The sequence below is a fragment of the Tardiphaga robiniae genome (assembly GCF_001618955.1).
GTDB classification, from domain to species: Bacteria; Pseudomonadota; Alphaproteobacteria; order Rhizobiales; family Xanthobacteraceae; genus Tardiphaga; species Tardiphaga robiniae_A.
Genome location: NZ_LVYV01000003.1, coordinates 174775 through 197061, shown reverse-complemented (window position 1 = coordinate 197061; position 22287 = coordinate 174775). Strand labels below are relative to the sequence as shown.

At 61.4% G+C, this 22287-nt stretch carries 24 protein-coding genes and 3 tRNA genes; 19 read left to right on the top strand and 8 right to left on the bottom strand.

Going from position 1 to position 22287, the window contains the following annotated elements:
• Positions 1-297: 297 nt before the first annotated feature.
• Positions 298-1794, top strand: coding sequence for a bifunctional ADP-dependent NAD(P)H-hydrate dehydratase/NAD(P)H-hydrate epimerase (locus tag A4A58_RS07865; protein ID WP_068730909.1), 1497 nt, complete (start codon positions 298-300; stop codon positions 1792-1794).
• A gap of 12 nt (positions 1795-1806) precedes the next feature.
• Here the strand turns inward: A4A58_RS07865 and A4A58_RS07860 are convergent, their stop codons facing one another.
• Positions 1807-3123 (bottom strand): multicopper oxidase family protein, encoded by a 1317-nt coding sequence (locus A4A58_RS07860; protein WP_068730908.1) that lies wholly within the window; start codon positions 3121-3123, stop codon positions 1807-1809.
• A gap of 150 nt (positions 3124-3273) precedes the next feature.
• Here A4A58_RS07860 and A4A58_RS07855 point away from each other — a divergent pair.
• From A4A58_RS07855 to A4A58_RS07830, 6 genes are all read left to right on the top strand, one after another.
• Positions 3274-3358 (top strand) — tRNA-Leu (locus A4A58_RS07855).
• A gap of 161 nt (positions 3359-3519) precedes the next feature.
• On the top strand, positions 3520-4872 hold the full coding sequence (gene tig, locus A4A58_RS07850; protein ID WP_068730907.1) for a trigger factor: 1353 nt from the start codon (positions 3520-3522) through the stop codon (positions 4870-4872).
• Between the two features lie 310 nt (positions 4873-5182).
• Positions 5183-5818, top strand: coding sequence for an ATP-dependent Clp protease proteolytic subunit (locus A4A58_RS07845; RefSeq protein WP_068730906.1), 636 nt, complete (start codon positions 5183-5185; stop codon positions 5816-5818).
• Positions 5819-6264: 446 nt separating this feature from the next.
• The gene (gene clpX / locus A4A58_RS07840) at positions 6265-7539 is read left to right on the top strand and encodes an ATP-dependent Clp protease ATP-binding subunit ClpX (RefSeq protein WP_068730905.1); all 1275 of its coding nucleotides are present in this window, start codon (positions 6265-6267) and stop codon (positions 7537-7539) included.
• Positions 7540-7845: 306 nt separating this feature from the next.
• The gene (gene lon, locus A4A58_RS07835) at positions 7846-10272 is read left to right on the top strand and encodes an endopeptidase La (protein ID WP_068730904.1); all 2427 of its coding nucleotides are present in this window, start codon (positions 7846-7848) and stop codon (positions 10270-10272) included.
• 97 nt (positions 10273-10369) lie between these two features.
• Complete coding sequence (locus A4A58_RS07830) at positions 10370-10786, top strand: GFA family protein (protein WP_068730903.1); 417 nt, start codon at positions 10370-10372, stop codon at positions 10784-10786.
• A gap of 12 nt (positions 10787-10798) precedes the next feature.
• Here A4A58_RS07830 and A4A58_RS07825 read toward each other — a convergent pair.
• From A4A58_RS07825 to A4A58_RS07800, 6 genes are all read right to left on the bottom strand, one after another.
• Positions 10799-10875 (bottom strand) — tRNA-Val (locus tag A4A58_RS07825).
• A 97-nt stretch (positions 10876-10972) separates the two neighbouring features.
• Positions 10973-11158: a hypothetical protein gene (locus tag A4A58_RS07820; protein ID WP_068730902.1), complete on the bottom strand. Its 186-nt coding sequence runs from the start codon at positions 11156-11158 to the stop codon at positions 10973-10975.
• Positions 11158-11772 carry an acyl-homoserine-lactone synthase gene (locus A4A58_RS07815; protein WP_068730901.1) on the bottom strand — a complete coding sequence of 205 codons (615 nt, stop codon included), beginning with the start codon at positions 11770-11772 and terminating at the stop codon, positions 11158-11160. Before A4A58_RS07815 ends, A4A58_RS07820 begins: the two co-directional genes overlap by 1 nt.
• 82 nt (positions 11773-11854) lie before the next feature.
• Positions 11855-12589, bottom strand: a complete 735-nt coding sequence (locus tag A4A58_RS07810) for a helix-turn-helix transcriptional regulator (protein ID WP_068730900.1) — start codon at positions 12587-12589, stop codon at positions 11855-11857.
• Positions 12590-12793: 204 nt separating this feature from the next.
• Positions 12794-14053 (bottom strand): peptidase T, encoded by a 1260-nt coding sequence (pepT, locus tag A4A58_RS07805; protein WP_068730899.1) that lies wholly within the window; start codon positions 14051-14053, stop codon positions 12794-12796.
• A gap of 98 nt (positions 14054-14151) precedes the next feature.
• Positions 14152-14472, bottom strand: a complete 321-nt coding sequence (locus A4A58_RS07800) for an HU family DNA-binding protein (RefSeq protein ID WP_068730898.1) — start codon at positions 14470-14472, stop codon at positions 14152-14154.
• A gap of 255 nt (positions 14473-14727) precedes the next feature.
• Between A4A58_RS07800 and A4A58_RS07795 the strand changes: the two genes are divergently transcribed.
• Positions 14728-14804, top strand: a tRNA-Asp gene (locus tag A4A58_RS07795).
• Positions 14805-14913: 109 nt separating this feature from the next.
• Here A4A58_RS07795 and A4A58_RS31445 read toward each other — a convergent pair.
• On the bottom strand, positions 14914-15189 hold the full coding sequence (locus A4A58_RS31445) for a DUF3072 domain-containing protein (protein ID WP_244499694.1): 276 nt from the start codon (positions 15187-15189) through the stop codon (positions 14914-14916).
• A gap of 75 nt (positions 15190-15264) precedes the next feature.
• On the opposite strand from A4A58_RS31445, the gene A4A58_RS07785 reads away from it, so the two are divergent.
• From A4A58_RS07785 to nuoF, 11 genes are all read left to right on the top strand, one after another.
• A complete protein-coding gene (locus tag A4A58_RS07785; protein ID WP_068730896.1) occupies positions 15265-15456 on the top strand; it encodes a hypothetical protein in 192 nt (63 codons plus the stop codon).
• On the top strand, positions 15444-15653 hold the full coding sequence (locus A4A58_RS07780; protein WP_068730895.1) for a hypothetical protein: 210 nt from the start codon (positions 15444-15446) through the stop codon (positions 15651-15653). The genes A4A58_RS07785 and A4A58_RS07780 overlap by 13 nt, the downstream gene beginning before the upstream one ends.
• Positions 15654-15884: 231 nt before the next feature.
• Positions 15885-16250, top strand: a complete 366-nt coding sequence (locus tag A4A58_RS07775; protein WP_068730894.1) for an NADH-quinone oxidoreductase subunit A — start codon at positions 15885-15887, stop codon at positions 16248-16250.
• Positions 16241-16828, top strand: a complete 588-nt coding sequence (locus A4A58_RS07770) for a NuoB/complex I 20 kDa subunit family protein (RefSeq protein ID WP_068730893.1) — start codon at positions 16241-16243, stop codon at positions 16826-16828. Before A4A58_RS07775 ends, A4A58_RS07770 begins: the two co-directional genes overlap by 10 nt.
• Positions 16829-16854: 26 nt before the next feature.
• Positions 16855-17469 carry an NADH-quinone oxidoreductase subunit C gene (locus tag A4A58_RS07765; RefSeq protein ID WP_068730892.1) on the top strand — a complete coding sequence of 205 codons (615 nt, stop codon included), beginning with the start codon at positions 16855-16857 and terminating at the stop codon, positions 17467-17469.
• The gene (locus A4A58_RS07760) at positions 17466-18659 is read left to right on the top strand and encodes an NADH-quinone oxidoreductase subunit D (RefSeq protein ID WP_068730891.1); all 1194 of its coding nucleotides are present in this window, start codon (positions 17466-17468) and stop codon (positions 18657-18659) included. The genes A4A58_RS07765 and A4A58_RS07760 overlap by 4 nt, the downstream gene beginning before the upstream one ends.
• Positions 18656-18946, top strand: coding sequence for a hypothetical protein (locus tag A4A58_RS07755; protein WP_068730890.1), 291 nt, complete (start codon positions 18656-18658; stop codon positions 18944-18946). The genes A4A58_RS07760 and A4A58_RS07755 overlap by 4 nt, the downstream gene beginning before the upstream one ends.
• On the top strand, positions 18943-19911 hold the full coding sequence (locus tag A4A58_RS07750) for an FkbM family methyltransferase (protein ID WP_244499693.1): 969 nt from the start codon (positions 18943-18945) through the stop codon (positions 19909-19911). The genes A4A58_RS07755 and A4A58_RS07750 overlap by 4 nt, the downstream gene beginning before the upstream one ends.
• Positions 19912-19921: 10 nt before the next feature.
• The gene (gene nuoE, locus A4A58_RS07745) at positions 19922-20728 is read left to right on the top strand and encodes an NADH-quinone oxidoreductase subunit NuoE (RefSeq protein ID WP_068730889.1); all 807 of its coding nucleotides are present in this window, start codon (positions 19922-19924) and stop codon (positions 20726-20728) included.
• Positions 20728-20940 (top strand): hypothetical protein, encoded by a 213-nt coding sequence (locus A4A58_RS07740; RefSeq protein ID WP_068730962.1) that lies wholly within the window; start codon positions 20728-20730, stop codon positions 20938-20940. Before nuoE ends, A4A58_RS07740 begins: the two co-directional genes overlap by 1 nt.
• Before the next feature lie 11 nt (positions 20941-20951).
• Entirely contained in the window at positions 20952-22277 is a 1326-nt protein-coding gene (gene nuoF / locus A4A58_RS07735) for an NADH-quinone oxidoreductase subunit NuoF (RefSeq protein ID WP_068730888.1), read from the top strand.
• Positions 22278-22287: the final 10 nt, after the last annotated feature.

Here is a 22287-nt window from a genome sequence, read left to right as displayed (position 1 = left end):
ATGCGGTAGACGGTCGGCCACCCTCTGTCTCTTAAACAGGTGTCTTTCAACATTTGCCGGTGAGCGCGACGGACCCGAAGCTGGCTTCCCTAAAAGCAGGGTCCGTGCCAAGTTCGCTCCTCGGCTATTTTTGAAGCATTATCAGGTTATTACATCGCACCTGACGAGGTTCGCATCAAGAGTATTCGACTACTTTTGCCTACATAGTGGTCAAAGTGATCGTGCGATGTGCAATTTTACTCTGCTGCGTTCGCGTGTGACGCGAGTGCCTTCCAAAAAGGCGTAGTGAGAAGCGAGATGGATATTCTAACGACCGACGAGATGGCGCGCGCCGATCAACTCACGATTGCGGCGGGTACGCCAGGCTTCAAACTCATGCGCGCCGCCGGACGGGCGGTCGCGGATGTGGCGGGCGAACTGGCCGAGGAGGGGGCGATCCTGGTCGTTGCCGGTCGTGGCAACAATGGCGGCGACGGCTTCGTCGCGGCGGCCGAGCTCGCGGCGCAGGGGCGTGACGTTTCGGTGATCCTGCTGTGCGACCGGGCGACCCTGAAGGGCGACGCCGCGCTGGCTGCCAAGGGGTGGAAGGGCGAGGTGCTGCCCTGCGATCCCTCGCTGATCGGGCAGCCGGCTTTGATCATCGACGCGCTATTCGGCGCCGGGCTCAATCGTCCGGTCAAGGGCGACCCGCTGATCATGATCGATGCCATCAACGCGGCCGGCGTGCCCGTACTGGCTGTCGATCTGCCGAGCGGTATCAACGGCGATTCAGGGGGCGTGATGGGCGGCGCTATCAGGGCGACCGAGACAGTGACGTTCTTCAGGCCCAAGCCGGGTCATCTGCTGGTGCCGGGCCGGGTGCATTGTGGCCGGCTGCGGGTAATCGACATCGGCATCGACGAGGATGTGCTGGCGGAAATCCGCCCGCAGACCTTCGAGAACAATCCGGACCTGTGGGCCGACGCGTTTCCGGTGCCGAAGATCAACAGCCACAAATTCTCACGCGGCCATGCCGTGATTGTCTCCGGCGACATCGCGTCCACGGGCGCTGCTCGGCTGTCCGCCCGCGCCGCCTTGCGAGGCGGGGCGGGGCTGGTGACGGTGGCGTCGCCGCGCGATGCGCTGGCGGTCAATGCCGCCGCGCTGACGGCGGTGATGGTGCGGCCGGTGGATACGGCGGCGGAGTTCGCCGCGCTGATCGGCGGCAAGGTGTCAGCCTGCGTGATCGGGCCGGGGGCCGGTGTGGGCGAGCGGACGCGCATGTTCGTGGAGGCTATCCTGGCTGCGAGGCGCCATGCGGTGCTCGATGCCGATGCGCTGACCAGCTTCGCCGATGCGCCCGAACGGCTGTTCGATCTGATCAAGGCCAGCCCGGAATCCGGCGTCGTGTTGACGCCTCACGAAGGTGAATTTTCACGCATCTTCAGCAAGGTGGATGAGAAACATCCAGCAGTATCTAAACTGGAGCGCGTTCGTCTGGCGGCGCAAGAGTCAGGCGCTATCGTGCTGTTGAAGGGGCCGGATACGGTCGTGGCGTCGCCGGACGGCCGGGCCACCATCGCTGCCAACGCGCCGCCATGGCTGGCCACGGCAGGCTCCGGCGACGTGCTGGCGGGCGTCATCGGCGCGCTGCTGGCGCAAGGCGTTCCGGCCTATGAGGCCGCTTGTATCGGCGTCTGGATGCATGGCGAGGCGGGCAGCGAAGCTGGCCCCGGGCTGATCGCCGAAGATCTGACCGAGGTGCTGCCGGCGGTGTTCCGCCGGCTCTATGACCAGCTCGGTATCCAGTACTAAAATAAAAAAGGTCTAGTCGACGCCGTACCAGCGGACCTGCCGCGGGGCGGCCCAGTCGGCGACGAAGGCCTCCATCAGCCAGCGCCCGACATTGTTGGCGGCAAAGGCGATGCGCTGGGTCTGACCGGCGTCGAGCGCGAGGGTGTCGAGCCAGAACGGTTTCCAGCCGTCATCAAGCCTGTCGAGCAGGCGGACGTGATGGCCGTGGATCTGGAACACCATCGGGCTGGTGGCCCGGTTGGTCAGCGCAAGCACCACGGTCCGGCCGGGCTTGGTCCGGAATGCCGGCGGCGTGCCGGTGGACAGATCGACCGGCTTCGTCCATTCGGGACTGACGGCGCTCAGGGCCATATCGACGCGCAGCGCGCCCTTGAGATCGAGCTGAGCTGGCAAACCGTTGGAGGGCAGCGGCGCGGCGGCCGGCAGGGGCGTGGCCCGTAGCGGCGGATCGTTGGACATTTTGATCTGGCCGATCGGCCGGGCTGTCTTGCCATCATGGAGCAGGATCGCCGAGGTTGATCCCGCCGGCCTGACGGCGTCGAGGAAGACGTCGACCCGGGTTCCGGGCGCCAGCACCACCTGATTGTTACGGGCGGAGAATGGCTCCGAGGGCTGACCGTCGATGGCCATCACACGGACCTCGTGATCGTCGAATTTCAGAGCGATCACATTGCGTTGGCAGCCATTGATAAGACGGAGTCTGAGCCGTTCGTTGACCCGGGCCGACAGCTCCAGCGTGGATTTCCGGTTGATCAGGAACAGAGCGGCGGCGTCTTTCGGATCACTGGCGGGGGCGAGCAGGCTGCCGTCCAGCTTGAGGCGGAAGTCCTCGATCAGCAGCACCTCGTCGCGGTCCACCTCGACCGGATCGCTCTCCTGGACGACCAGGCTGCGGACCTGGGACGGCAGCGCCTGACCGTCGCCGAGCAGGCGCACGTCCAGATACGACGTTCCGGCGCTGCGCATCTGCAGCTTGAACGCGTCCTTGGCCCCGGCCGCGACCGGCTTGCGGTCGAGCAGCGGCCCGATCCCGGACGAGCCATTAATGCCTCGGCAGTTCAAAACGATAGGGACCGGCAGCTGATTGGCGAGTTGAACTGTGATCTCGTCGCCGCGGTTGAAGCGCAGCGGACCCTTCTGGGGCGAATGGAGCGTCCAGGCCTCAGTGGAGGCGCCGGGCTTCACCGGGAAGGGATCAGCCTTGGCCTGTAGTTCCAGCGCGGCGACGGCTTGCGCGAGGCTGCCCCGGGGCAGAATCGGAGCGATCAGCGCGCTCCCGGCGCCTGCAAGCAGGGTCCGGCGCGTGAGGGGGTGAAAGCGGTTCGTCATGCCCAAATCCCGACTATTTTGCCGCGCCAAAGTCCAGTTGCCGGGGCTGCGGCAAGTAAGCCGCTATGTGACCATTTTTTTGCTGCGAACCACGGTCCCCATGTTATAAGCCCGCCGCTCGCGACATCGCGGCCGGACATGATGTTTTTCGCGGGCGTGGCGGAATTGGTAGACGCGCTGGATTTAGGTTCCAGTGACGAAAGTTGTGGGGGTTCGAGTCCCTCCGCCCGCACCAAGCGCACATAGCGTTTGACCATGACGATTTTCGGACGTGTTTCCGCAAGGTTGGCCTTGCAGAGACAGTTCGCACCACCGGCGCAGGCTCTGGCCTGATGCCGCACAGATTTACAATGTCCGGGCCATTGGGCCGGACCAAGCGGGAAGAAGATTGACGCCATGCAGGTGAATGAAACCCTCTCCGAGGGATTGAAGCGCGAGTTCTCGGTCAACGTGCCGGCTGCCGACATCGAAGCCAAGGTCGATGCGCGCCTCGATGACATGAAGGGCAAGGTCAAGCTCAACGGCTTCCGCCCGGGCAAGGTTCCCGTCGGTCACCTGAAGCGTCTCTATGGTCGCTCGGTTGCCGCCGAGACCGTCGATGAATTGATCCGCGACACCAACACGCAGATCTTCACCGAGCGTGGCTTCAAGCTCGCCTCCGAGCCGAAGATCACGATGCCGACCGAGCAGAAGGAAGTCGAAGACATCCTGTCGGGCAAGTCGGACCTCAATTACACCGTCGCTATCGAAGTCGTGCCGCCGATCGCGCTTGCCGACTTCAAGAGCTTCACCGTCGAGAAGCCGGTGGCCGAAGTAACCGACGCAGACGTCGATGAAGCGATCAAGCGCGTCGCCGACCAGAACCGTTCGTTCACCGAGAAGGCTGGCAAGGCCGAGTCAGGCGACCGCGTTACGGTCAATTTCAAGGGCACCATCGACGGCGTCGCCTTCGAGGGCGGCACTGGCGAGGAGATCCCGGTTGCGATCGGCTCCAACACCTTCATCCCCGGCTTCGAGGACCAGCTGATCGGCATTGCCGCCGGCGAGACCCGCACCCTCAAGGTGTCGTTCCCGGTCAACTATGCGAGCGAGACGCTGGCCGGTAAGGCCGCCGAGTTCGAGACCACCGCGGCCAAGGTGGAATCGCCGGTCGACACCGTGATCGACGACGAGTTCGCCAAGAGCCTCGGCCTCGAGTCCCTCGACAAGCTGAAGGAAGCCGCACGCGAGCGTCTGGTTGCCGAATTTGCCGGTGCGACCCGCCAGCGCGTCAAGCGCCTGCTGCTCGACCGTCTCGACGAGACCCACAAGTTCGATGCGCCTCCGTCGCTGGTCGACGAGGAGTTCAAGCTGATGTGGAATTCGATCCAGCAGGAGATGGCATCGTCGGGCAAGACCTTCGCCGATGAGGACACCACCGAAGAAGCCGCTCAGGAAGAGTACCGCAAGATCGCCGACCGCCGCGTGCGTCTCGGTCTCGTGCTCTCGGAGATCGGCGAGAAGAACAAGATCACCGTCAGCGACGACGAGGTCAGCCGCGCGGTGATCGAGCGCGCCCGCTCGATGCCGGGCCGCGAGAAGGAAGTCTGGGACTTTTACCGCAGCAATCCCCAAGCGTTGGCCCAGCTTCGTGCACCGATCTACGAGGACAAGGTCGTCGACTTCATTCTCGAACTGGCCAATGTGACCGAGAAGAAGGTGTCCAAGGACGACCTCTACAAGGATGAAGACGAGAAGACTGCGGTCTGAGCCGCAGCTTCTTAGAAGACGTTAAAAGAAGCGCCGGCTGGGTGCTCCAGCCGGCGTTTTGACGTTAAGGATACCGCTCGAAACAGGTTCCAAAAGGGCTCCAGCGCTTTGCGGTGGCCGTCCGAATCGGCTTGAACTGAGCTTCAGGGCGGCATGTGGACCGGTGGTCTTGTTGCCGCTCGATTGGCTCATATCTGTGGGCTCTGTTTGTTGTTCCTGCATCACGGGACGTTCGTCCTTTCCCGGCAAACCGTAACCGGTTCCAGTCTTGCCGATGGACGTGTGTCTCCTCCAACCTTTCGGGTGATCAATGCGCGATCCGGTAGAAACCTACATGAACCTCGTCCCGATGGTGGTCGAACAGACCAACCGCGGTGAACGGGCTTACGATATCTTTTCGCGCCTTCTGAAGGAGCGCATCATCTTCGTGACCGGTCCGGTCGAGGATGGCATGTCGACGCTGACCGTTGCCCAGCTTCTGTTTCTCGAAGCCGAGAATCCGAAGAAGGAAATCTCGATGTACATCAACTCGCCTGGTGGCGTGGTGACGTCGGGTCTGGCGATCTACGACACGATGCAGTTCATTCGTCCGCCGGTGTCGACGCTGTGCGTCGGTCAGGCTGCGTCGATGGGTTCGCTGCTGCTCGCTGCCGGCGAAAAGGACATGCGCTTCTCGCTGCCGAATTCGCGCATCATGGTCCATCAGCCGTCGGGTGGTTTCCAGGGCCAGGCAACCGACATCATGTTGCATGCTCAGGAAATCCTGAATCTGAAGAAGCGCCTCAACGAGATCTATGTGAAGCACACAGGTCAGCCCTATCCGGCGATCGAGGAAGCGCTCGAGCGCGACAAATTCCTCACCGCGGACATGGCGCGCGATTTCGGTCTCATCGACAAGGTGATCGACAAGCGCGCTGAAGAGTCGACCCCGGCAAAGCCGGCCTAAACGGCGCCGTATCCGGCGAACATATTGAGACCGGGACAGACGGCGCCCGCGCGCCGCCTGTCCCAAGCCAGTCATATCGATCAAGTTATTCCCGAATTGGTACTATGTGCCGACGCCAGCAGACGCGAGAGTTCCGCTTTCGTGCTGGTCGGGTGGTGTCATTCACGCAACGTTCCCCAATTTTCGGGGGTCTCCCGCGCAAATGCCGCAAATCACGCTATTGTCACGCTCCAGGCGATGGAGCCGATTAGCGAATTCTTGATCATCGGCTGTCAGCATGGTTCGCTGATGCGGATCGGTTAGTATCGCGGGGATTCGAGTGAGCCGTGATTCGAGCGGCATTCTGGAACGAGGTCTTTTTTGGTACGGATTTTGCTCTATTTACGGGATATGTCCCGTAACTGGGCGACCGGCAGACAAAGATCGAACGGCGGACGGAGATAGGAATGAGTAAGGTCGGTACCAGCGACTCCAAGAACACGCTGTATTGTTCGTTCTGCGGCAAGAGCCAGCACGAAGTTCGCAAACTGATCGCGGGTCCTACCGTCTTCATCTGCGACGAATGCGTTGAACTGTGCATGGACATCATCCGCGAGGAGAACAAGTCCTCGCTGGTCAAGTCGCGCGACGGCATTCCGACGCCGAAGGAAATCTGCAAGGTGCTCGATGATTACGTCATCGGTCAGTTCCATGCGAAGAAGGTTCTCTCGGTCGCGGTGCATAACCACTACAAGCGCCTCAACCACCAGACCAAGCACAACGACGTCGAACTCGCGAAGTCGAACATCCTGCTGATCGGCCCCACTGGTTCGGGCAAGACGCTGCTCGCGCAGACGCTCGCCCGCATTCTGGATGTGCCGTTCACGATGGCCGATGCGACGACGCTGACTGAAGCCGGTTATGTCGGTGAGGACGTCGAGAACATCATCCTGAAGCTGCTGCAGGCGGCCGACTACAATGTCGAGCGTGCGCAGCGCGGCATCGTCTATATCGACGAAATCGACAAGATCTCGCGCAAGTCGGACAATCCGTCGATCACCCGTGACGTGTCGGGTGAGGGCGTGCAGCAGGCTCTGCTGAAGATCATGGAAGGCACCGTTGCCTCCGTGCCTCCGCAGGGCGGTCGCAAGCATCCGCAGCAGGAATTCCTGCAGGTGGATACGACGAACATCCTGTTCATCTGCGGCGGTGCGTTCTCGGGCCTCGAGAAGATCATCTCGTCGCGCGGGCGGACCACCTCGATCGGCTTCGCAGCGCAGGTTCTGGCACCCGAAGATCGCCGCACCGGTGAAATCTTCCGCCACGTCGAGCCGGAAGATCTGCTGAAGTACGGCCTGATCCCCGAATTCGTCGGCCGTCTGCCAGTGGTCGCGACGCTCGAGGATCTCGACGAGATTTCGCTGAAGAAGATCCTGGTCGAGCAGAAGAACGCGCTGGTCAAGCAGTACCAGCGTCTGTTCGAGATGGAGAACATCGAGCTGACCTTCGCCGACGAGGCGCTGGGTGCGGTGGCCCGCCGGGCCATCGAACGCAAGACCGGTGCCCGCGGATTGCGGTCGATCCTGGAGAGCATCCTGCTCGAAACCATGTTCGATCTGCCCGGTCTGGAAGGTGTCGAGGAAGTCGTCATCTCCAAGGAGGTTGTGGATGGGACGGCTCGGCCGCTCTACATCTACGCCGACCGCTCGGACCGGACCGCCGAGAGCAGCGCAAGCGCCTGATCGCGCGGCTTTCGGGCCCATCGACTTAAGTTCAATAGGCGGCTGCCGGTGATCGGCGGCCGCCTGTTTTATTGCTGCTACGCTCTGTAAACCGCCCTTGTTCATGGGTATTTCCGCGACTTGACACCCCCCCGGCCCATAGCCACCTAATGCTCTCGGCGAACACAAAATCTCCCTCAAGATTCGCCATAACGATCCGGACACGTAGAGCCTGAGACGGCCGAGCAAAGACGGAAAATCGGCACCTTGTGCGGTTGCGCCATCGGGCGGACTGCTTGCAAGGGGGCACAGCAAAAGGAATGGGCCATGACTGCCTCCAAACCCCGGCCAACCATTGTTCACGGCGAAAGCCACTCCTATCCGGTATTGCCGCTGCGCGATATCGTCGTCTTCCCGCACATGATCGTGCCTCTCTTCGTCGGCCGCGAGAAATCGATCCGCGCGCTCGAAGAGGTGATGAAGAACGATGCGCTCATCATGCTCGCCACGCAGAAGAATGCGTCGGACGATGATCCATCGCCGGACTCGATTTACGAGATCGGTACGCTCGCCAGCGTGCTGCAGCTTTTGAAGCTTCCCGACGGCACCGTGAAGGTGCTGGTGGAAGGGCTCGAGCGCGCCAAGGTCGAGAAGTATTCCGATCGCGTCGAATATTACGAAGCGACGGCAGTCGCGCTGGCCGATACCGATGCGAAGAGCGTTGAGGCGGAAGCGCTGTCGCGTTCAGTGGTCTCGGACTTCGAGAGCTATGTGAAGCTCAACAAGAAGATCTCCGCCGAAGTCGTCGGCGTCGTGCAGGCGATCACTGACTTCGCCAAGCTCGGCGATACTGTCGCGTCGCATCTCGCCGTCAAGATCGCGGATCGCCAGGGCATCCTGGAAACGCTGTCCGTCACCGCGCGCCTGGAGAAGGTGCTTGGGCTGATGGAGAGCGAGATCTCGGTGCTGCAGGTCGAGAAGCGCATCCGCTCGCGCGTCAAGCGCCAGATGGAGAAGACCCAGCGCGAGTACTATCTCAACGAGCAGATGAAGGCGATCCAGAAGGAGCTCGGCGACGACGAAGGTCGTGACGAGCTGGCCGACATCGAAGAGAAGATCGCCAAGACCAAGCTGTCGAAGGAAGCCCGCGAGAAGGCGCAGCATGAGCTGAAGAAGCTGCGCCAGATGTCGCCGATGTCCGCGGAAGCGACCGTCGTGCGCAACTATCTCGACTGGCTGCTGTCGATTCCGTGGGGCAAGAAGTCCAAGGTCAAGAAGGACCTCGCCGCGGCGCAGGCCGTGCTGGACGACGATCACTACGGGCTCGAGAAGGTCAAGGACCGCATCGTCGAGTACCTCGCGGTGCAGACGCGCGCCAACAAGCTGAGCGGGCCGATCCTGTGCCTCGTCGGACCTCCCGGCGTCGGCAAGACCTCGCTCGGCAAGTCGATCGCCAAGGCGACCGGACGTGAGTTCGTGCGCGTGTCGCTCGGCGGCGTGCGTGACGAAGCTGAGATCCGCGGACATCGCCGGACCTATATCGGTTCGATGCCCGGCAAGATCATCCAGTCGATGCGCAAGGCCAAGACGACGAATCCGCTCTTCCTGCTGGACGAGATCGACAAGATGGGCGCCGATTTCCGCGGCGATCCGTCGTCGGCTCTGCTTGAGGTCCTCGACCCCGAGCAGAACGGCACCTTTGCCGATCACTATCTGGAGGTCGACTACGATCTGTCGAACGTCATGTTCATCACCACGGCGAACACCCTGAATATTCCGGGCCCGCTGATGGATCGTATGGAGATCATCCGGATCGCCGGCTACACGGAGAACGAGAAGGTCGAGATCGCCCGCAAGCATCTCATTCCGATCGCGCTCTCGAAGCACGGTCTGGATGCCAAGGAATGGTCGATCGACGACGACGCCTTGCTCTTGATGATCCGCCGCTACACCCGCGAAGCGGGCGTGCGTAATCTGGAGCGCGAGCTCTCCACACTGGCCCGCAAGGCCGTGAAGGAGCTGATGCTCTCGAAGAAGAAGGTGGTGAAGGTCACCGAGAAGAATCTCGAGGAATTCCTCGGCGTGGCGAAGTATCGCTACGGTGAGATCGAGAGCGACGATCAGGTCGGTGTCGTCACTGGTCTGGCATGGACGGATGTCGGTGGTGAGCTGCTCACCATTGAAGGCGTCATGATGCCCGGCAAGGGCCGCATGACCGTCACCGGCAACCTGCGCGACGTGATGAAGGAATCGATCTCGGCGGCGGCGTCCTATGTCCGCTCGCGCGCGATCAACTTCGGGATCGAGCCGCCGCTGTTCGAGCGGCGCGACATCCACGTCCACGTGCCCGAGGGTGCAACGCCGAAGGACGGTCCGTCCGCAGGCGTGGCGATGGCGACGACGATCGTGTCCGTGCTCACGGGCATTCCGATCCGGCACGATGTCGCCATGACCGGCGAGATCACGCTGCGCGGCAGGATCCTGCCGATCGGTGGTCTGAAGGAGAAGTTGTTGGCGGCGGCCCGCGGCGGCATCAAGACGGTGCTGATCCCCGAGGATAATGCCAAGGACCTCACCGAGATCTCCGACGCCATCAAGGGCGGGTTGAATATCATCCCGGTCGCCCGGATGGACGAGGTGATTGCCAACGCCCTGGTGCGGGCGCCGAAGGCGATCGTCTGGGAAGAGGACACCAAGCTGCCGGTGAAGGCTGACGGAGCGGAAGAGGCCGGCAGCGGCCTGACGGCGCACTAAGGCCGACATCCTCGATAACAATCAGCGGCGCCCTTCGGGGCGCCGTTTTTTTGTGACAGGATCGGATCTATGCGGAGGTTGTTCTGGAGACGGCACGATGGACATCGACGGCCAATGCCACTGCGGCTTCATCAGCTATCGCGCGACAATCGATCCGCAGCTGGTTTCGATCTGTCACTGCACCGATTGCCAGATGCTGACGGGCTCACCCTATCGCGTCACGGTGCTGACGCCGGCCGACACGATCGAGATGACGGGCGGTGCACCGAAGGTCTATGTCAAGCGCGGCGACAACGGTCTCAACCGGCTGCAGCACTTTTGCGGGGACTGCGGCTCGCCGATATTCGCTAGTGGCGAGGCGGCTGACGACAACGAATGGGGCATTCGCTGGGGCAGTATCCGCCAGCGCGCCGAGCTGCCGCCACGACGTCAGATCTGGTGCCGGTCAGCCGCGCCCTGGATTCATGATCTTGCGGAACTGCCAGCGCGGCCAAAGGGATCGAACGATCCGTAGTGGCCAAGGAGGTGGTAGGCGGCGAGAGATTCGAACTCCCGACCCTCTCGGTGTAAACGAGATGCTCTAACCAGCTGAGCTAGCCGCCCTCGGGCAATCGCCCTCACGGCCTTTCTTAACGCCGGGACTCGGTCGCGGCAAGGCGTTCTCGCGCGGATATTCCGATCTCGCCCTCAGGTGTTTCGCCTAGCGCGCCGCCAGCACCTTGGCGAGTTGAACGCCTTCGTTCAACAGCGCCATGCGCAGCAGATCATAGGTCGTCTCGGACCCGCATGCGTTTGCCAGCCGCAAAGCTTGCAGCATCGTGACGATCAGCTCGTCGCTGTCCTTGCCGCCCTGAATGACATGGAACTGATTGGGGGACATCGGCATCAGGCGATCCGCCGGGATGTCTGAGGCAGTGCAAAGACGCTGTCTTCGATGGCGACACTCTTGCTGACGCGGGCGAAACACTTTTCACTGACATGAAACAGCACGGCGATGGTGGTCTCGCCATCGATCATGGCTGGCAATCCCAGCGGCTCGATCTCCAGTCCGAAGCCCTGAAGAATCGGGATGCGCAAGGGATTGATGACCGAGGTGAAACCGGACAGGCCTTCCATCAGGCCATATTCCTGAATCGCGAGCAGCAGTTCGAAATAGTGCCGGCTGCGGCGTTCGGATTTGCGCATGGCAAAGCGCGTCAGCTCCAGTACATCACGTCGCTGGATCAGCGCACCATCGACAAGCTGCGCAAAATTCTCGCTGAGCATGTGAGGCAAGACGGTTGGATAGAGCCGGAAGCCGCCGGCGACAGCGCCTGCGTCATCGGCCGCGACCAGATAGACGGCAGCATCATCGTCATACTGGTCCTTCTCGTGGATGCCATCGACATCGAAGGCGGTCCAGCCGCGCTCTCCGACAAAGACCTCGTGTCGTAACCGAAATTGCTTGTCCAGGAGATCGCCGAACTGCCCAGCATTACCGCTGTGAATGACCTCGATCATAAAAAGCTCTCCACGCTCGTCTGCGTGGAGGGTTCTCATGATGACTTTGGTCGCGATATTCCGTGGGCAGGGGATTGACAATTCAGAAAGCGATCAGTCCTTGTGTGATCGCTTCGGCCACGGCCTGCGCGCGCGTATGCGCATTCAACTTGTGCATGGCAGCGGTGACAGTCTTGTTCACCGTGTCTTCGGAGATACCGAGAATGACGCTCGTGTCCCAGGCGGTCTTTCCGGCAGCGACCCAGCTGACGACCTCGCGCTCCCGCAAGGTGAGGGCGATCAACTTCGCACGCTGGTGAGAGCGAAGCGTCGCAAAGCGGTTGAACGCATACATGGTGACGAGCTCGATGGCGCCGTGCGCGTCCTCGGTATTTTCGACTTCGTAGCCTGCCAGTGACAGGCCGGCCTGATAGCCGTTCATGCCGTGCACGGGTGCGCAGAGGCCGAACTTCAATCCGTAATCGACAGACGCGATCTCCATGATGGTCCGTGATATCGGGCTGACCTCATCGAGCCGGATGTCGGACCAGGTGAACAGCTCGGGTTGCCGGCGGATCCGCGGCGCGACAGGATCCGAGGCATAGAAATTGGACGCGCTATATTGTTCGGCCCAAGGCTTGGGCCATACTTTCAGCAACACGCGATCTTCGAACGGTTGGTGGACGCCGGTCGAGGCCAGAAAGCAGACGTGGTTGTAGCCGAACGATTTGACCGTAGCGGCCACGATATCGCCAACCGCAGACATGGAGGCGGCATTGGCAATGCTTTCGATGGCCGACAATGCGGTCTGAAAATGCTTGCCTTTGAATGACCCCATGGCGCGCCTGCGTGTCAGCTGAAATGGAGCTATGTTTTGGGAAATAATTCTTGTAATAATTTATAATATGTACGGGGCGAGGATATCGTCGCCGTCACGGCGCGCAATTCGCCATTCGATTGACAACACAACTATACACCGTTCCGTCATTGCCGGAACGCCCGTCCCTCGCTGCTTTGTGCCGCGAATGGTTCTTTGTTACCACTACGCCCTTTCTTCCCAGATCATCGCCAGATGTACGATGGTCTGCACGGCTTTTTCCATGTCCTGGACGCTGACCCATTCGGTACGGCCATGGAAGGCGTGTTCGCCGGCGAAGATATTGGGGCAGGGCAGGCCCATGAAGGACAGCCGCGATCCGTCGGTGCCGCCGCGGATGCTGCTGCGGACGGGTTTGAGCCCGGCGCGCTGGATCGCTTCCACGGCGTATTCGACCATCTGCGGATAGCGGTCGATCACCTGCTTCATGTTGCGGTATTGCTGCTTGATCTCGAGCGTTGCCGTCGAGTGCGGATAGGCCATCATCACGTCGTCGACGATGGATTGCAGCAGCGCTTCCTTCTCCGCAAGGCCGTCATCTGTGAAGTCGCGCACGATCAGACTGAGCGTCGCTCGTTCAAGCGCGCCTGAAATGCCGATCGGATGCAGGAAGCCTTGCTTGCCGTCGGTGGTCTCAGGCGAACAGGTGTCTTTCGGCAGTCGCTCGACGATTGCGGCAGCGATCTTGATGGCGTGCTCCATCTTGCCCTTGGCAAAGCCGGGATGCGCGCTGACGCCTTCGATGGTGATGACGGCACCGTCGGCCGAGAAAGTCTCGTCTTCGACATAGCCGGCGGTCTCGCCATCCATGGTGTAGGCGAAGTCGGCGCCCAGCTTTGTCAGGTCGACCTTGTCGACGCCGCGGCCGATCTCTTCATCGGGCGTGAACAGGATCTTGATGGTGCCGTGCCTGATCTGTGGATTGGCAACCAGGAAACGTGCCGCGTCCATGATCTCGGCGAGGCCAGCCTTGTTGTCGGCGCCCAGCAAAGTGGTGCCGTCGGTGGTGATGATGTCATGGCCGATCTGGTCCTTCAGCGCCGGATTGTCGGCGACGCGGATGACCTGCGTTGTGTCCACCGGCAGCACGATATCGCCGCCCCGATAGTTTTTGACGATCTGCGGTTTGACGTCCTTGCCGCTGCAGTCGGGCGAGGTGTCCATATGCGAGCAGAAGCAGATCACCGGCACCTTCTTGTCCGATGTTGCGGGGATCGTCGCATAGACATAGCCATGCTCATCGAGATGCGCGTCCCTGAGCCCCAGGTCCCGCAGCTCCTGCGCGAGCACGCGGCCGAGATCCTTCTGCTTTTCGGTCGATGGGCAGGTGGGGGAGGCGGGGTCGGACTGGGTGTCGATCACCACATAGCGCAGGAAGTGCGCAGTTACGTCATGAGCGAAATCGAAGGGGGGAGTTGCTGTCAAAGGGCACCATCTGATTGCAGAAGTCCTCACAGCTTAGAAGTTTCATTCCGGGCCGTCACGAGGACGCGGCCCGGAATGAGATCAGTTCAAGCGGTCGATCAGACGGCTTCCTTGAGTTCCTTGGCCGGCCGGAACGCGACCTTCTTGCTGGCCGCGATCTCGATCTGCTCGCCGGTCGCCGGGTTGCGACCCATGCGGGCGGCGCGCTTGCGGACCTGAAGGATGCCAAGGCCGACAATGCGGATACGCTCGCCGTTCTTGAGGTGGTTGGTGATGCGCTCCACCATGTCACCGAGGATTTCTTCGGCCTTCTTCTTCGACAGCTCGTGATCTTCAGCCAGGGCCGCGGCGAGATGCTTCAGCGTGATGGTGGGAGGAGTGGCCGCTTTCGCGGCGGTGGTGGTTGCAGCTTTTGCCATGAATCTGGCCCTTCTCGTTGGTGGTCTGTCTTAAACCTGTGACGCAGCAGGGCTTAAACGATTCGGAGCGATGCCGCCCCGCTGTTTTGCCTGCAAACAGGGGCTTATTTGCATTTCCGGCCTTAAAACGGCCTTCTCGCACAGCCTGCAGCGACGCCCTCTAGTGATGTCCCGGGGAATGGTTCTGCAACGTCCTTGACTTCAAAAGGGCGTCCCTTTATGTCCAGCCCCACTGCGGGATTGCAGACGATCCACGCGGGAGTAGCTCAGTTGGTTAGAGCGCTGCCCTGTCACGGCAGAGGTCGCGGGTTCGAGTCCCGTCTCTCGCGCCATTCCATCGGGAATGGCGGGATTCAGGTCCATCCGCGGTCGTCCCCACAAGTTTCCTCAAGAGAACTATAGAGTTGCAGACGTCTCGCGCGGCATTTGACGTGCCAGCGCTCAGAACGAATCTGCCAACGCGATTTCCTGCTTCAGCGCCTCGATTCGCCGGGCGGCTTCAGCGCGCGTCAGGTCCTTTTCGAATTGTTTGGGCTGATAGGCCTCGATCGCCAGCGATTTCAGCGTCAGCGCCTGGCCGCGGGTCATCGGGCCGGAGAGGCGATCCGGCAGGCTCTCATACGACGATACCGATGCCGCAGTCGCGGGGACGACAATCTCACTGTGGGTGCTCAAAGTCGGGGTCTTCAAAGCCAGGGTCATTAAAGCAGGGGTCATGGGAACCTCCAAAAAATCCGATCTGGGTCGAAACAATGGCTTGTCAATTTGTTCTCTTTTTGTTCTATATCGCAAATGACCAAGCTCGCCAACCTGAATTTCAGAATCGCCCGGCTGCGCTACCAGATGAAGGGGGTGCAGTCGGATATCCGGCTGCTGACCAATGCCGGGCTGGACTGTGCCAATGCCTCCATGCGCCTGCGACGGATGCAGGCCGATCTGCTGGTGCTCATTGCGGAGCGTGAGGGGCTGGCATGTCCGGCGTGAGCGAGCCGCCGCAGCTCAGGATCATCACATTGCGGGCGCAGATCGCCGAGCTCGGCGCGGCGATCCGTCTGTTGCGACAGGCGGGCATGGACAACGCCGCCGCGGAGTTGCTGCTGGTGCGGAAACGCGCCGAACTGGAGGGCTTGATGTTGCCGGGAAGGAGCGCCAGGTCCGACCCGCCGACGGGCGAGGTTTGACGGTCCCGGTGGTTGAGAAGTCATGCCGGATTTTTGAGAATCTGCGGAAGGTTTGTCGCAGCCGGCGATGCATCGGCAAGGTTGCGTTTCAATCGTCGCGCCGCGCATGGCAGAGCATGAAACTGTCAACATCCCTTGTCTTGCATGGCTTGTTGCGCTGCGCTAAGGCTCAGAACCATTCCAATGTTCGAATCTGTGGCAAAGTCAGGGCCGCAGGAGTAAGGCTCGCCGATGAACGGCATCTTGCATAATTATCTCCCACTTGTGGTCTTTATCGGCATAGCATCCGTCATCGGTCTGGCCTTGCTGATCGCGCCATTTCTTGTCGCCTACCAGCAGCCAGATCCGGAAAAGCTGTCCGCCTATGAATGCGGATTCAACGCTTTTGACGACGCGCGCATGAAGTTCGATGTGCGGTTCTATCTGGTGGCGATTCTCTTCATCATCTTCGATCTGGAAGTCGCCTTTCTGTTTCCGTGGGCAGTGGCCTTCGGCAAGCTTGGCGCAACCGGCTTCTGGTCGATGATCGTGTTTCTCGGCGTGCTCACCATCGGTTTCGCCTACGAATGGAAGAAAGGCGCGCTCGAATGGGATTGAGCCCAGTCACAGCCTCGGCTCCCGCCATCGCGCAGGCGCCAAAAGGCATCATCGATCCGTCCACCGGCAAGCCGGTCGGCGCGAACGATCCGTATTTTCTCGAGGTCAATGCCGAGCTGTCCGACAAGGGCTTCTTCGTTGCCGCGACCGACGACCTGATCACATGGGCGCGCACCGGCTCGCTGATGTGGATGACCTTCGGTCTCGCCTGCTGCGCGGTCGAGATGATGCAGGTGTCGATGCCGCGTTACGACGTCGAGCGCTTCGGCTTCGCGCCACGTGCGTCGCCGCGTCAGTCCGACGTGATGATCGTCGCCGGCACGCTGACCAACAAGATGGCCCCTGCGCTGCGCAAGGTCTATGACCAGATGCCGGAGCCGCGTTACGTCATCTCGATGGGTTCCTGCGCCAATGGCGGCGGCTACTATCACTACTCGTATTCGGTGGTTCGGGGCTGCGACCGTATCGTGCCGATCGACATTTATGTCCCGGGCTGCCCGCCCACCGCAGAAGCGCTTCTCTACGGCGTGCTGCTGCTGCAGAAGAAGATCCGCCGCACCGGCACGATTGAACGCTAAGACTCGCGAACGCTTAAGGCTTTGTCATGGACGATGTGAGGCTCGACACACTGGGTCAGACGATTGTCGGCGCCCTGCCGGGTGCCGCGCTCGCGCATGAGGTGGCGTTCGGCCAGCTGACGATTGCGGTGGAAACATCGAAGATCGTCGAGGTCGCGCAGTTCCTGCGTGACGATCCGCGCTGCCGCTTCGTCAATTTCACCGATGCGACGGCTGTCGACTATCCCGGTCGCGAAAAGCGCTTCGACGTTGTCTATCACCTGATGTCGCCGACGCTGAATACGCGCATCCGCGTGAAGGCGCTCGCATCCGAAACAACTCAGGTGCCGTCGATCATTTCGGTGTTTCCCGGCGCTGACTGGTTCGAGCGCGAAGCCTATGACCTCTATGGCGTGATCTTTGTCGGTCATCCCGACATGCGCCGGCTGCTGACCGATTACGGTTTCGACGGCCATCCGCTGCGCAAGGACTTCCCGCTCACAGGCTTCGTCGAGGTTCGTTACGACGACCAGGAGAAGCGGGTGGTGTACGAGCCGGTCCGGCTCAACCAGGAATTCCGCAAATTCGATTTCCTCTCGCCCTGGGAAGGCGCGGATTATCCCGTGCTGCCGGGTGACGAGAAGGCAGAGGTCAAGCCATGACCGAACAACCCAACGTTCGCAATTTCACGATCAACTTCGGACCGCAGCATCCGGCCGCGCACGGCGTGCTCCGCCTGGTGCTGGAGCTCGACGGTGAAGTCGTCGAGCGCGTCGATCCGCATATCGGCCTGCTTCACCGCGGCACCGAGAAGCTGATCGAGCAGAAGACCTATCTGCAGGCGATCCCGTATTTCGACCGGCTCGATTACGTCGCGCCGATGAACCAGGAACACGCGTTCTGTCTGGCTGCTGAAAAGCTGCTCGGCATTACCGTGCCGCGCCGCGGCCAGTTGATCCGCGTGCTGTATTCCGAAATCGGCCGTATCTTGTCGCATCTTCTCAACATCACCACGCAGGCGATGGACGTCGGCGCGCTGACCCCGCCGCTATGGGGTTTCGAAGAGCGCGAGAAGCTGATGGTGTTCTATGAGCGTGCCTCGGGCTCGCGCATGCATGCCGCATTCTTCCGTATCGGCGGCGTACATCAGGATCTGCCGCCCAAGCTGATCAACGACATCGATGCCTGGTGCGATGCCTTCCCGCAGGTGCTCGACGATCTCGAGACGCTGCTCACTGGTAACCGCATCTTCAAGCAGCGCAACGTCGATATCGGCGTGGTGTCGCTGGAAGACGCCTGGAAGTGGGGCTTCTCCGGCGTGATGGTGCGCGGCTCCGGCGCCGCCTGGGATCTGCGCAAGTCGCAGCCTTATGAGTGCTACGCCGAAATGGAATTCGACGTTCCGATCGGCAAGAACGGCGATTGCTACGATCGTTACTGCATCCGCGTCGAAGAGATGCGGCAGTCGACCAAGATCATGAAGCAGTGCATCGCCAAGATGCGCGCCGCGGACGGGCAGGGTGCTGTCGCCGTCGAGGACAACAAGATTTTCCCGCCGCGCCGCAGCGAGATGAAGCGCTCGATGGAATCGCTGATCCATCACTTCAAGCTCTACACCGAAGGCTTCCGCGTGCCGGAAGGCGAAGTCTATGCCGCCGTCGAAGCGCCGAAGGGTGAGTTCGGCGTCTATCTCGTCTCCGACGGCAGCAACAAGCCGTACAAGTGCAAGATCCGTGCGCCGGGCTTTGCGCATCTGCAGGCCATGGACTTCATGTGCCGCGGCCATCTGCTCGCCGACGTCTCTGCCATCCTCGGTTCGCTCGATATCGTGTTCGGAGAGGTCGATCGATGAACGTGACTGCGGGTCTCAGTCTGGCTATGACAGGTCTGATCGGATTGCCCGCTTTCGCGGCCGAGCTCGGCTGCGCGCACTATGCTGCCTTCAAGAAGCTGCCAGCCGGCTTCCAGGAAATCGCCAGCGGCGATCTGGGCGGCGTTGAGAGCTTCGTTTTGTCGAACGGTGATTGCACCTGCAACAACGGCCCCGTGATTGCGCGCCGCTTTGGCCGACCGGCTCCCGTGGGTGAGAACTGGTCGTGCCGTCACGCAATCGGTGATGAGGTTGAGGTCAAACAGTGACGCTGACGCCTCCCATCCAGTTTGACCGGGCGTCCGGCGTTCTCCAGAGCGTGAATCTCTGGGAACGTGCGATGGCATGTGCGCTGGTGGTTGGCTCGAAGATCTCGTCGTCGTTCTCGCATCGCGGCTACAACATGTGCGCCAACCTGATGCGCAGGACGGTGCTGCCGGCGCGGGATCTCGTGGTGAAGCTGAATGCGGATGCGCTGTTCGCGTTCCCGTTCGGCGATGGCTACTGGAGCAAGTTGCTCAACCGCACGTTCTCCTATGAAGACGAGCTTGAGGTGTTGTTCCGGAACTCGATCGACGTCGATTACACGCTGCTCGATTGCGGCGCGAATTATGGATACTGGTCGGTGCTGGTGTCGAGCGCGCCGTTCGGCTCGCACAAGGCGATTGCGATCGAGCCGTCATTCGATAATTTCGCCAAGCTCGCCAACAATGCCAGGATCAATGGTGACCGGTTCGACGTCATCAAATGCGCGATCGGTTCGCAGCGCGGCACGGCACATCTGTCGGGCACCAAGCACGAAGCCTTCAGCATCGCCGGTGATCCCAATGCCGGCGGCGAGGAAGTGCCTGTGATCTCGCTCGATAATCTGCTCGACGACGGCAAGGTGTCGATGTCTGGCAAATACCTGATCAAGCTCGACGTCGAAGGCGTCGAGATCGAGGCTATCAAGGGCGGCGCGCGATTGCTGCAGGGCGACTCGGTCATCATGTGCGAAGAGCACGGCAATGACCCGCATCACACTGTCTCACGCTTTATCCTGGATCAAACGCCGCTCAAGTTGATCGTGCATGATCCCGCCACCAACCGTTTCGAAACCGTGACCGAGTTGTCGATCCTCGATCGCATCAAGGTGTCCACACATGTTGGCTACAACGTGTTTGGCACATCGAGTGCGTTCTGGCTCGACCGCATCAACAGCCTGAATGCGAGCGCGGCGCGCCGCACTCATTGAGAGACTAGACATGTCCGTCCGCCGTTTGGCTCCGAAAGAAGTTCAGCCCGCTTCGTTTGAATTCACGCCTGAGAATTTGGCGTGGGCGAAAGAGCAGATCACGCATTATCCGCCCGGCCGTCAGGCATCGGCCGTGATCGCGATCCTGTGGCGCGCACAGGAGCAGCAGGCCGGCTGGGTGTCGGAAGCCGCGATCCGCGTCGTCGCCGACATGCTGGAAATGCCCTATATCCGCGTGCTCGAAGTCGCGACCTTCTACACCCAGTTCCAGCTGCAGCCGGTCGGCAAGAAGGCGCATATTCAGGTCTGCGGTACCACGCCTTGCATGCTGCGCGGCGCCGGCGATCTGATCGACGTCTGTCAGCATCGCATCCATCACGACCCGTTCCATCTGTCCGCAGATGGCGACTTCTCGTGGGAGGAGGTCGAGTGCCTCGGCGCCTGCGTCAACGCCCCGATGGCGATGATCTGGAGCGACACCTACGAAGACCTCACCAAAGAGAGCATGAACAAGCTGATCGACGGCTTTGCCGCCGGCACGCCGCCGAAGCCGGGTTCGCAGATCGGCCGTCAGTTTGCCGCGCCCGAAGGCGGCGCGCGCGTGATGACGAGCGGTGGCGCCGCCACATACACGAAGGTTCTGGATATGCCGAAGGAGCCCGCGCTCGCCGATGCAGAGCCGAAGAAGCAGACCGAGTCGGCCAATGTGCAGGAGCGCCCGGCGCCGAAGCCGCCGGCTGCCGACGCGACCAAGACCAATCCGCCGAAAGGTGGAACTCCCAAGGATCCGAAGAATCCCAAGGAGCCGAAGAAATGATGCGCGCGCTGTCGATGAAATTTGCAACGCAGTCGGGGGACGCGGCAATGAACAAGTGGCTCTACATCGCACTGCATACGACGGTCGCAGCTGCGTTCATTTTCTCGCTGCAGCGCTTCTTTTTGAACGCCACGCTTGAATCAAGTCTGTTGTGGGCCGTTGTGTTCGGCGGTTGCGCCGCGATGCTCGCCTACAAGCAATCCAATCGCTGATCGAGGAAGCCATGCTCGACGACAACGACCGCATCTTCCGCAATCTCTACGGCCTCGACGACTGGGGTCTCGCCGGCGCACGCCGCCGCGGCGGCTGGGATGGCACCAAGGCCATCATCGACAAGGGCCGCGACTGGATCGTCAACGAGATGAAGGCGTCGGGCCTGCGTGGCCGCGGCGGTGCAGGTTTCCCGACCGGCATGAAGTGGTCCTTCATGCCGAAGGACAATGCCGACGGCCGCCCGAGCTATCTCGTCGTCAATGCTGACGAGTCCGAGCCCGGTACCTGTAAGGACCGCGAGATCATGCGGCACGATCCGCATACGCTGGTCGAAGGCTGCCTGATCGCCGGCTGCGCCATGGGCGCCCATGTCGGTTATATCTATGTGCGCGGCGAATTCATTCGGGAGCGCGAGCATCTGCAGGCGGCGATCGATCAGGCCTATGAGGCCAATCTGATCGGCAAGAACAACATCCACGGCTTCCCGTTCGACCTCTATGTCGCGCACGGTGCCGGCGCCTATATCTGCGGCGAAGAGACTGCACTGCTCGAAAGCCTTGAAGGCAAGAAGGGCCAGCCGCGCCTGAAGCCGCCATTCCCGGCGAATGTCGGTCTCTACGGCTGCCCGACGACGGTGAACAATGTGGAGTCGATCGCTGTTGCGCCGGACATCCTGCGGCGCGGCGCGGCGTGGTTCGCCTCGATCGGCCGTCCGAACAATGTCGGCACCAAGCTTTACGGCATCTCCGGCCACGTCAACACGCCCTGCGTCGTCGAGGACGCCATGAGCATTCCGTTCAGGGAGCTGATCGAGAAGCACGGCGGCGGCATTCGCGGCGGCTGGGACAATCTGCTGGCGATTATCCCCGGCGGCGCATCGTGCCCGCTGATCCCGGCCGCGGATTGCGAAGAACTCATCATGGACTTCGACGGCACCCGCGCGGTGAAGTCGTCATTCGGTACCGCCGGCGTCATCGTCATGGACAAGTCCACCGACGTGGTCGCGGCGATTGCCCGCATCAGCTACTTCTTCAAGCATGAGAGCTGCGGCCAGTGCACGCCGTGCCGCGAAGGCACCGGCTGGATGTGGCGCGTGCTGAGCCGCATGGTCGAGGGCCGCGCCCACAAGCGCGAGATCGACATGCTGCTCGAAGTCACCAAGCAGGTTGAAGGCCACACCATCTGCGCACTCGGCGATGCCGCCGCGTGGCCGGTGCAGGGCCTGATCCGCGCCTTCCGCCCGGAGATCGAACGCCGCATCGAAGAGTTCAGCCGCAAGGCCACGCTTGACGATCAAGGCATCCTCGATCCCGCGCATCTGGTCGCGGCGGAGTAGGGCGCATGGC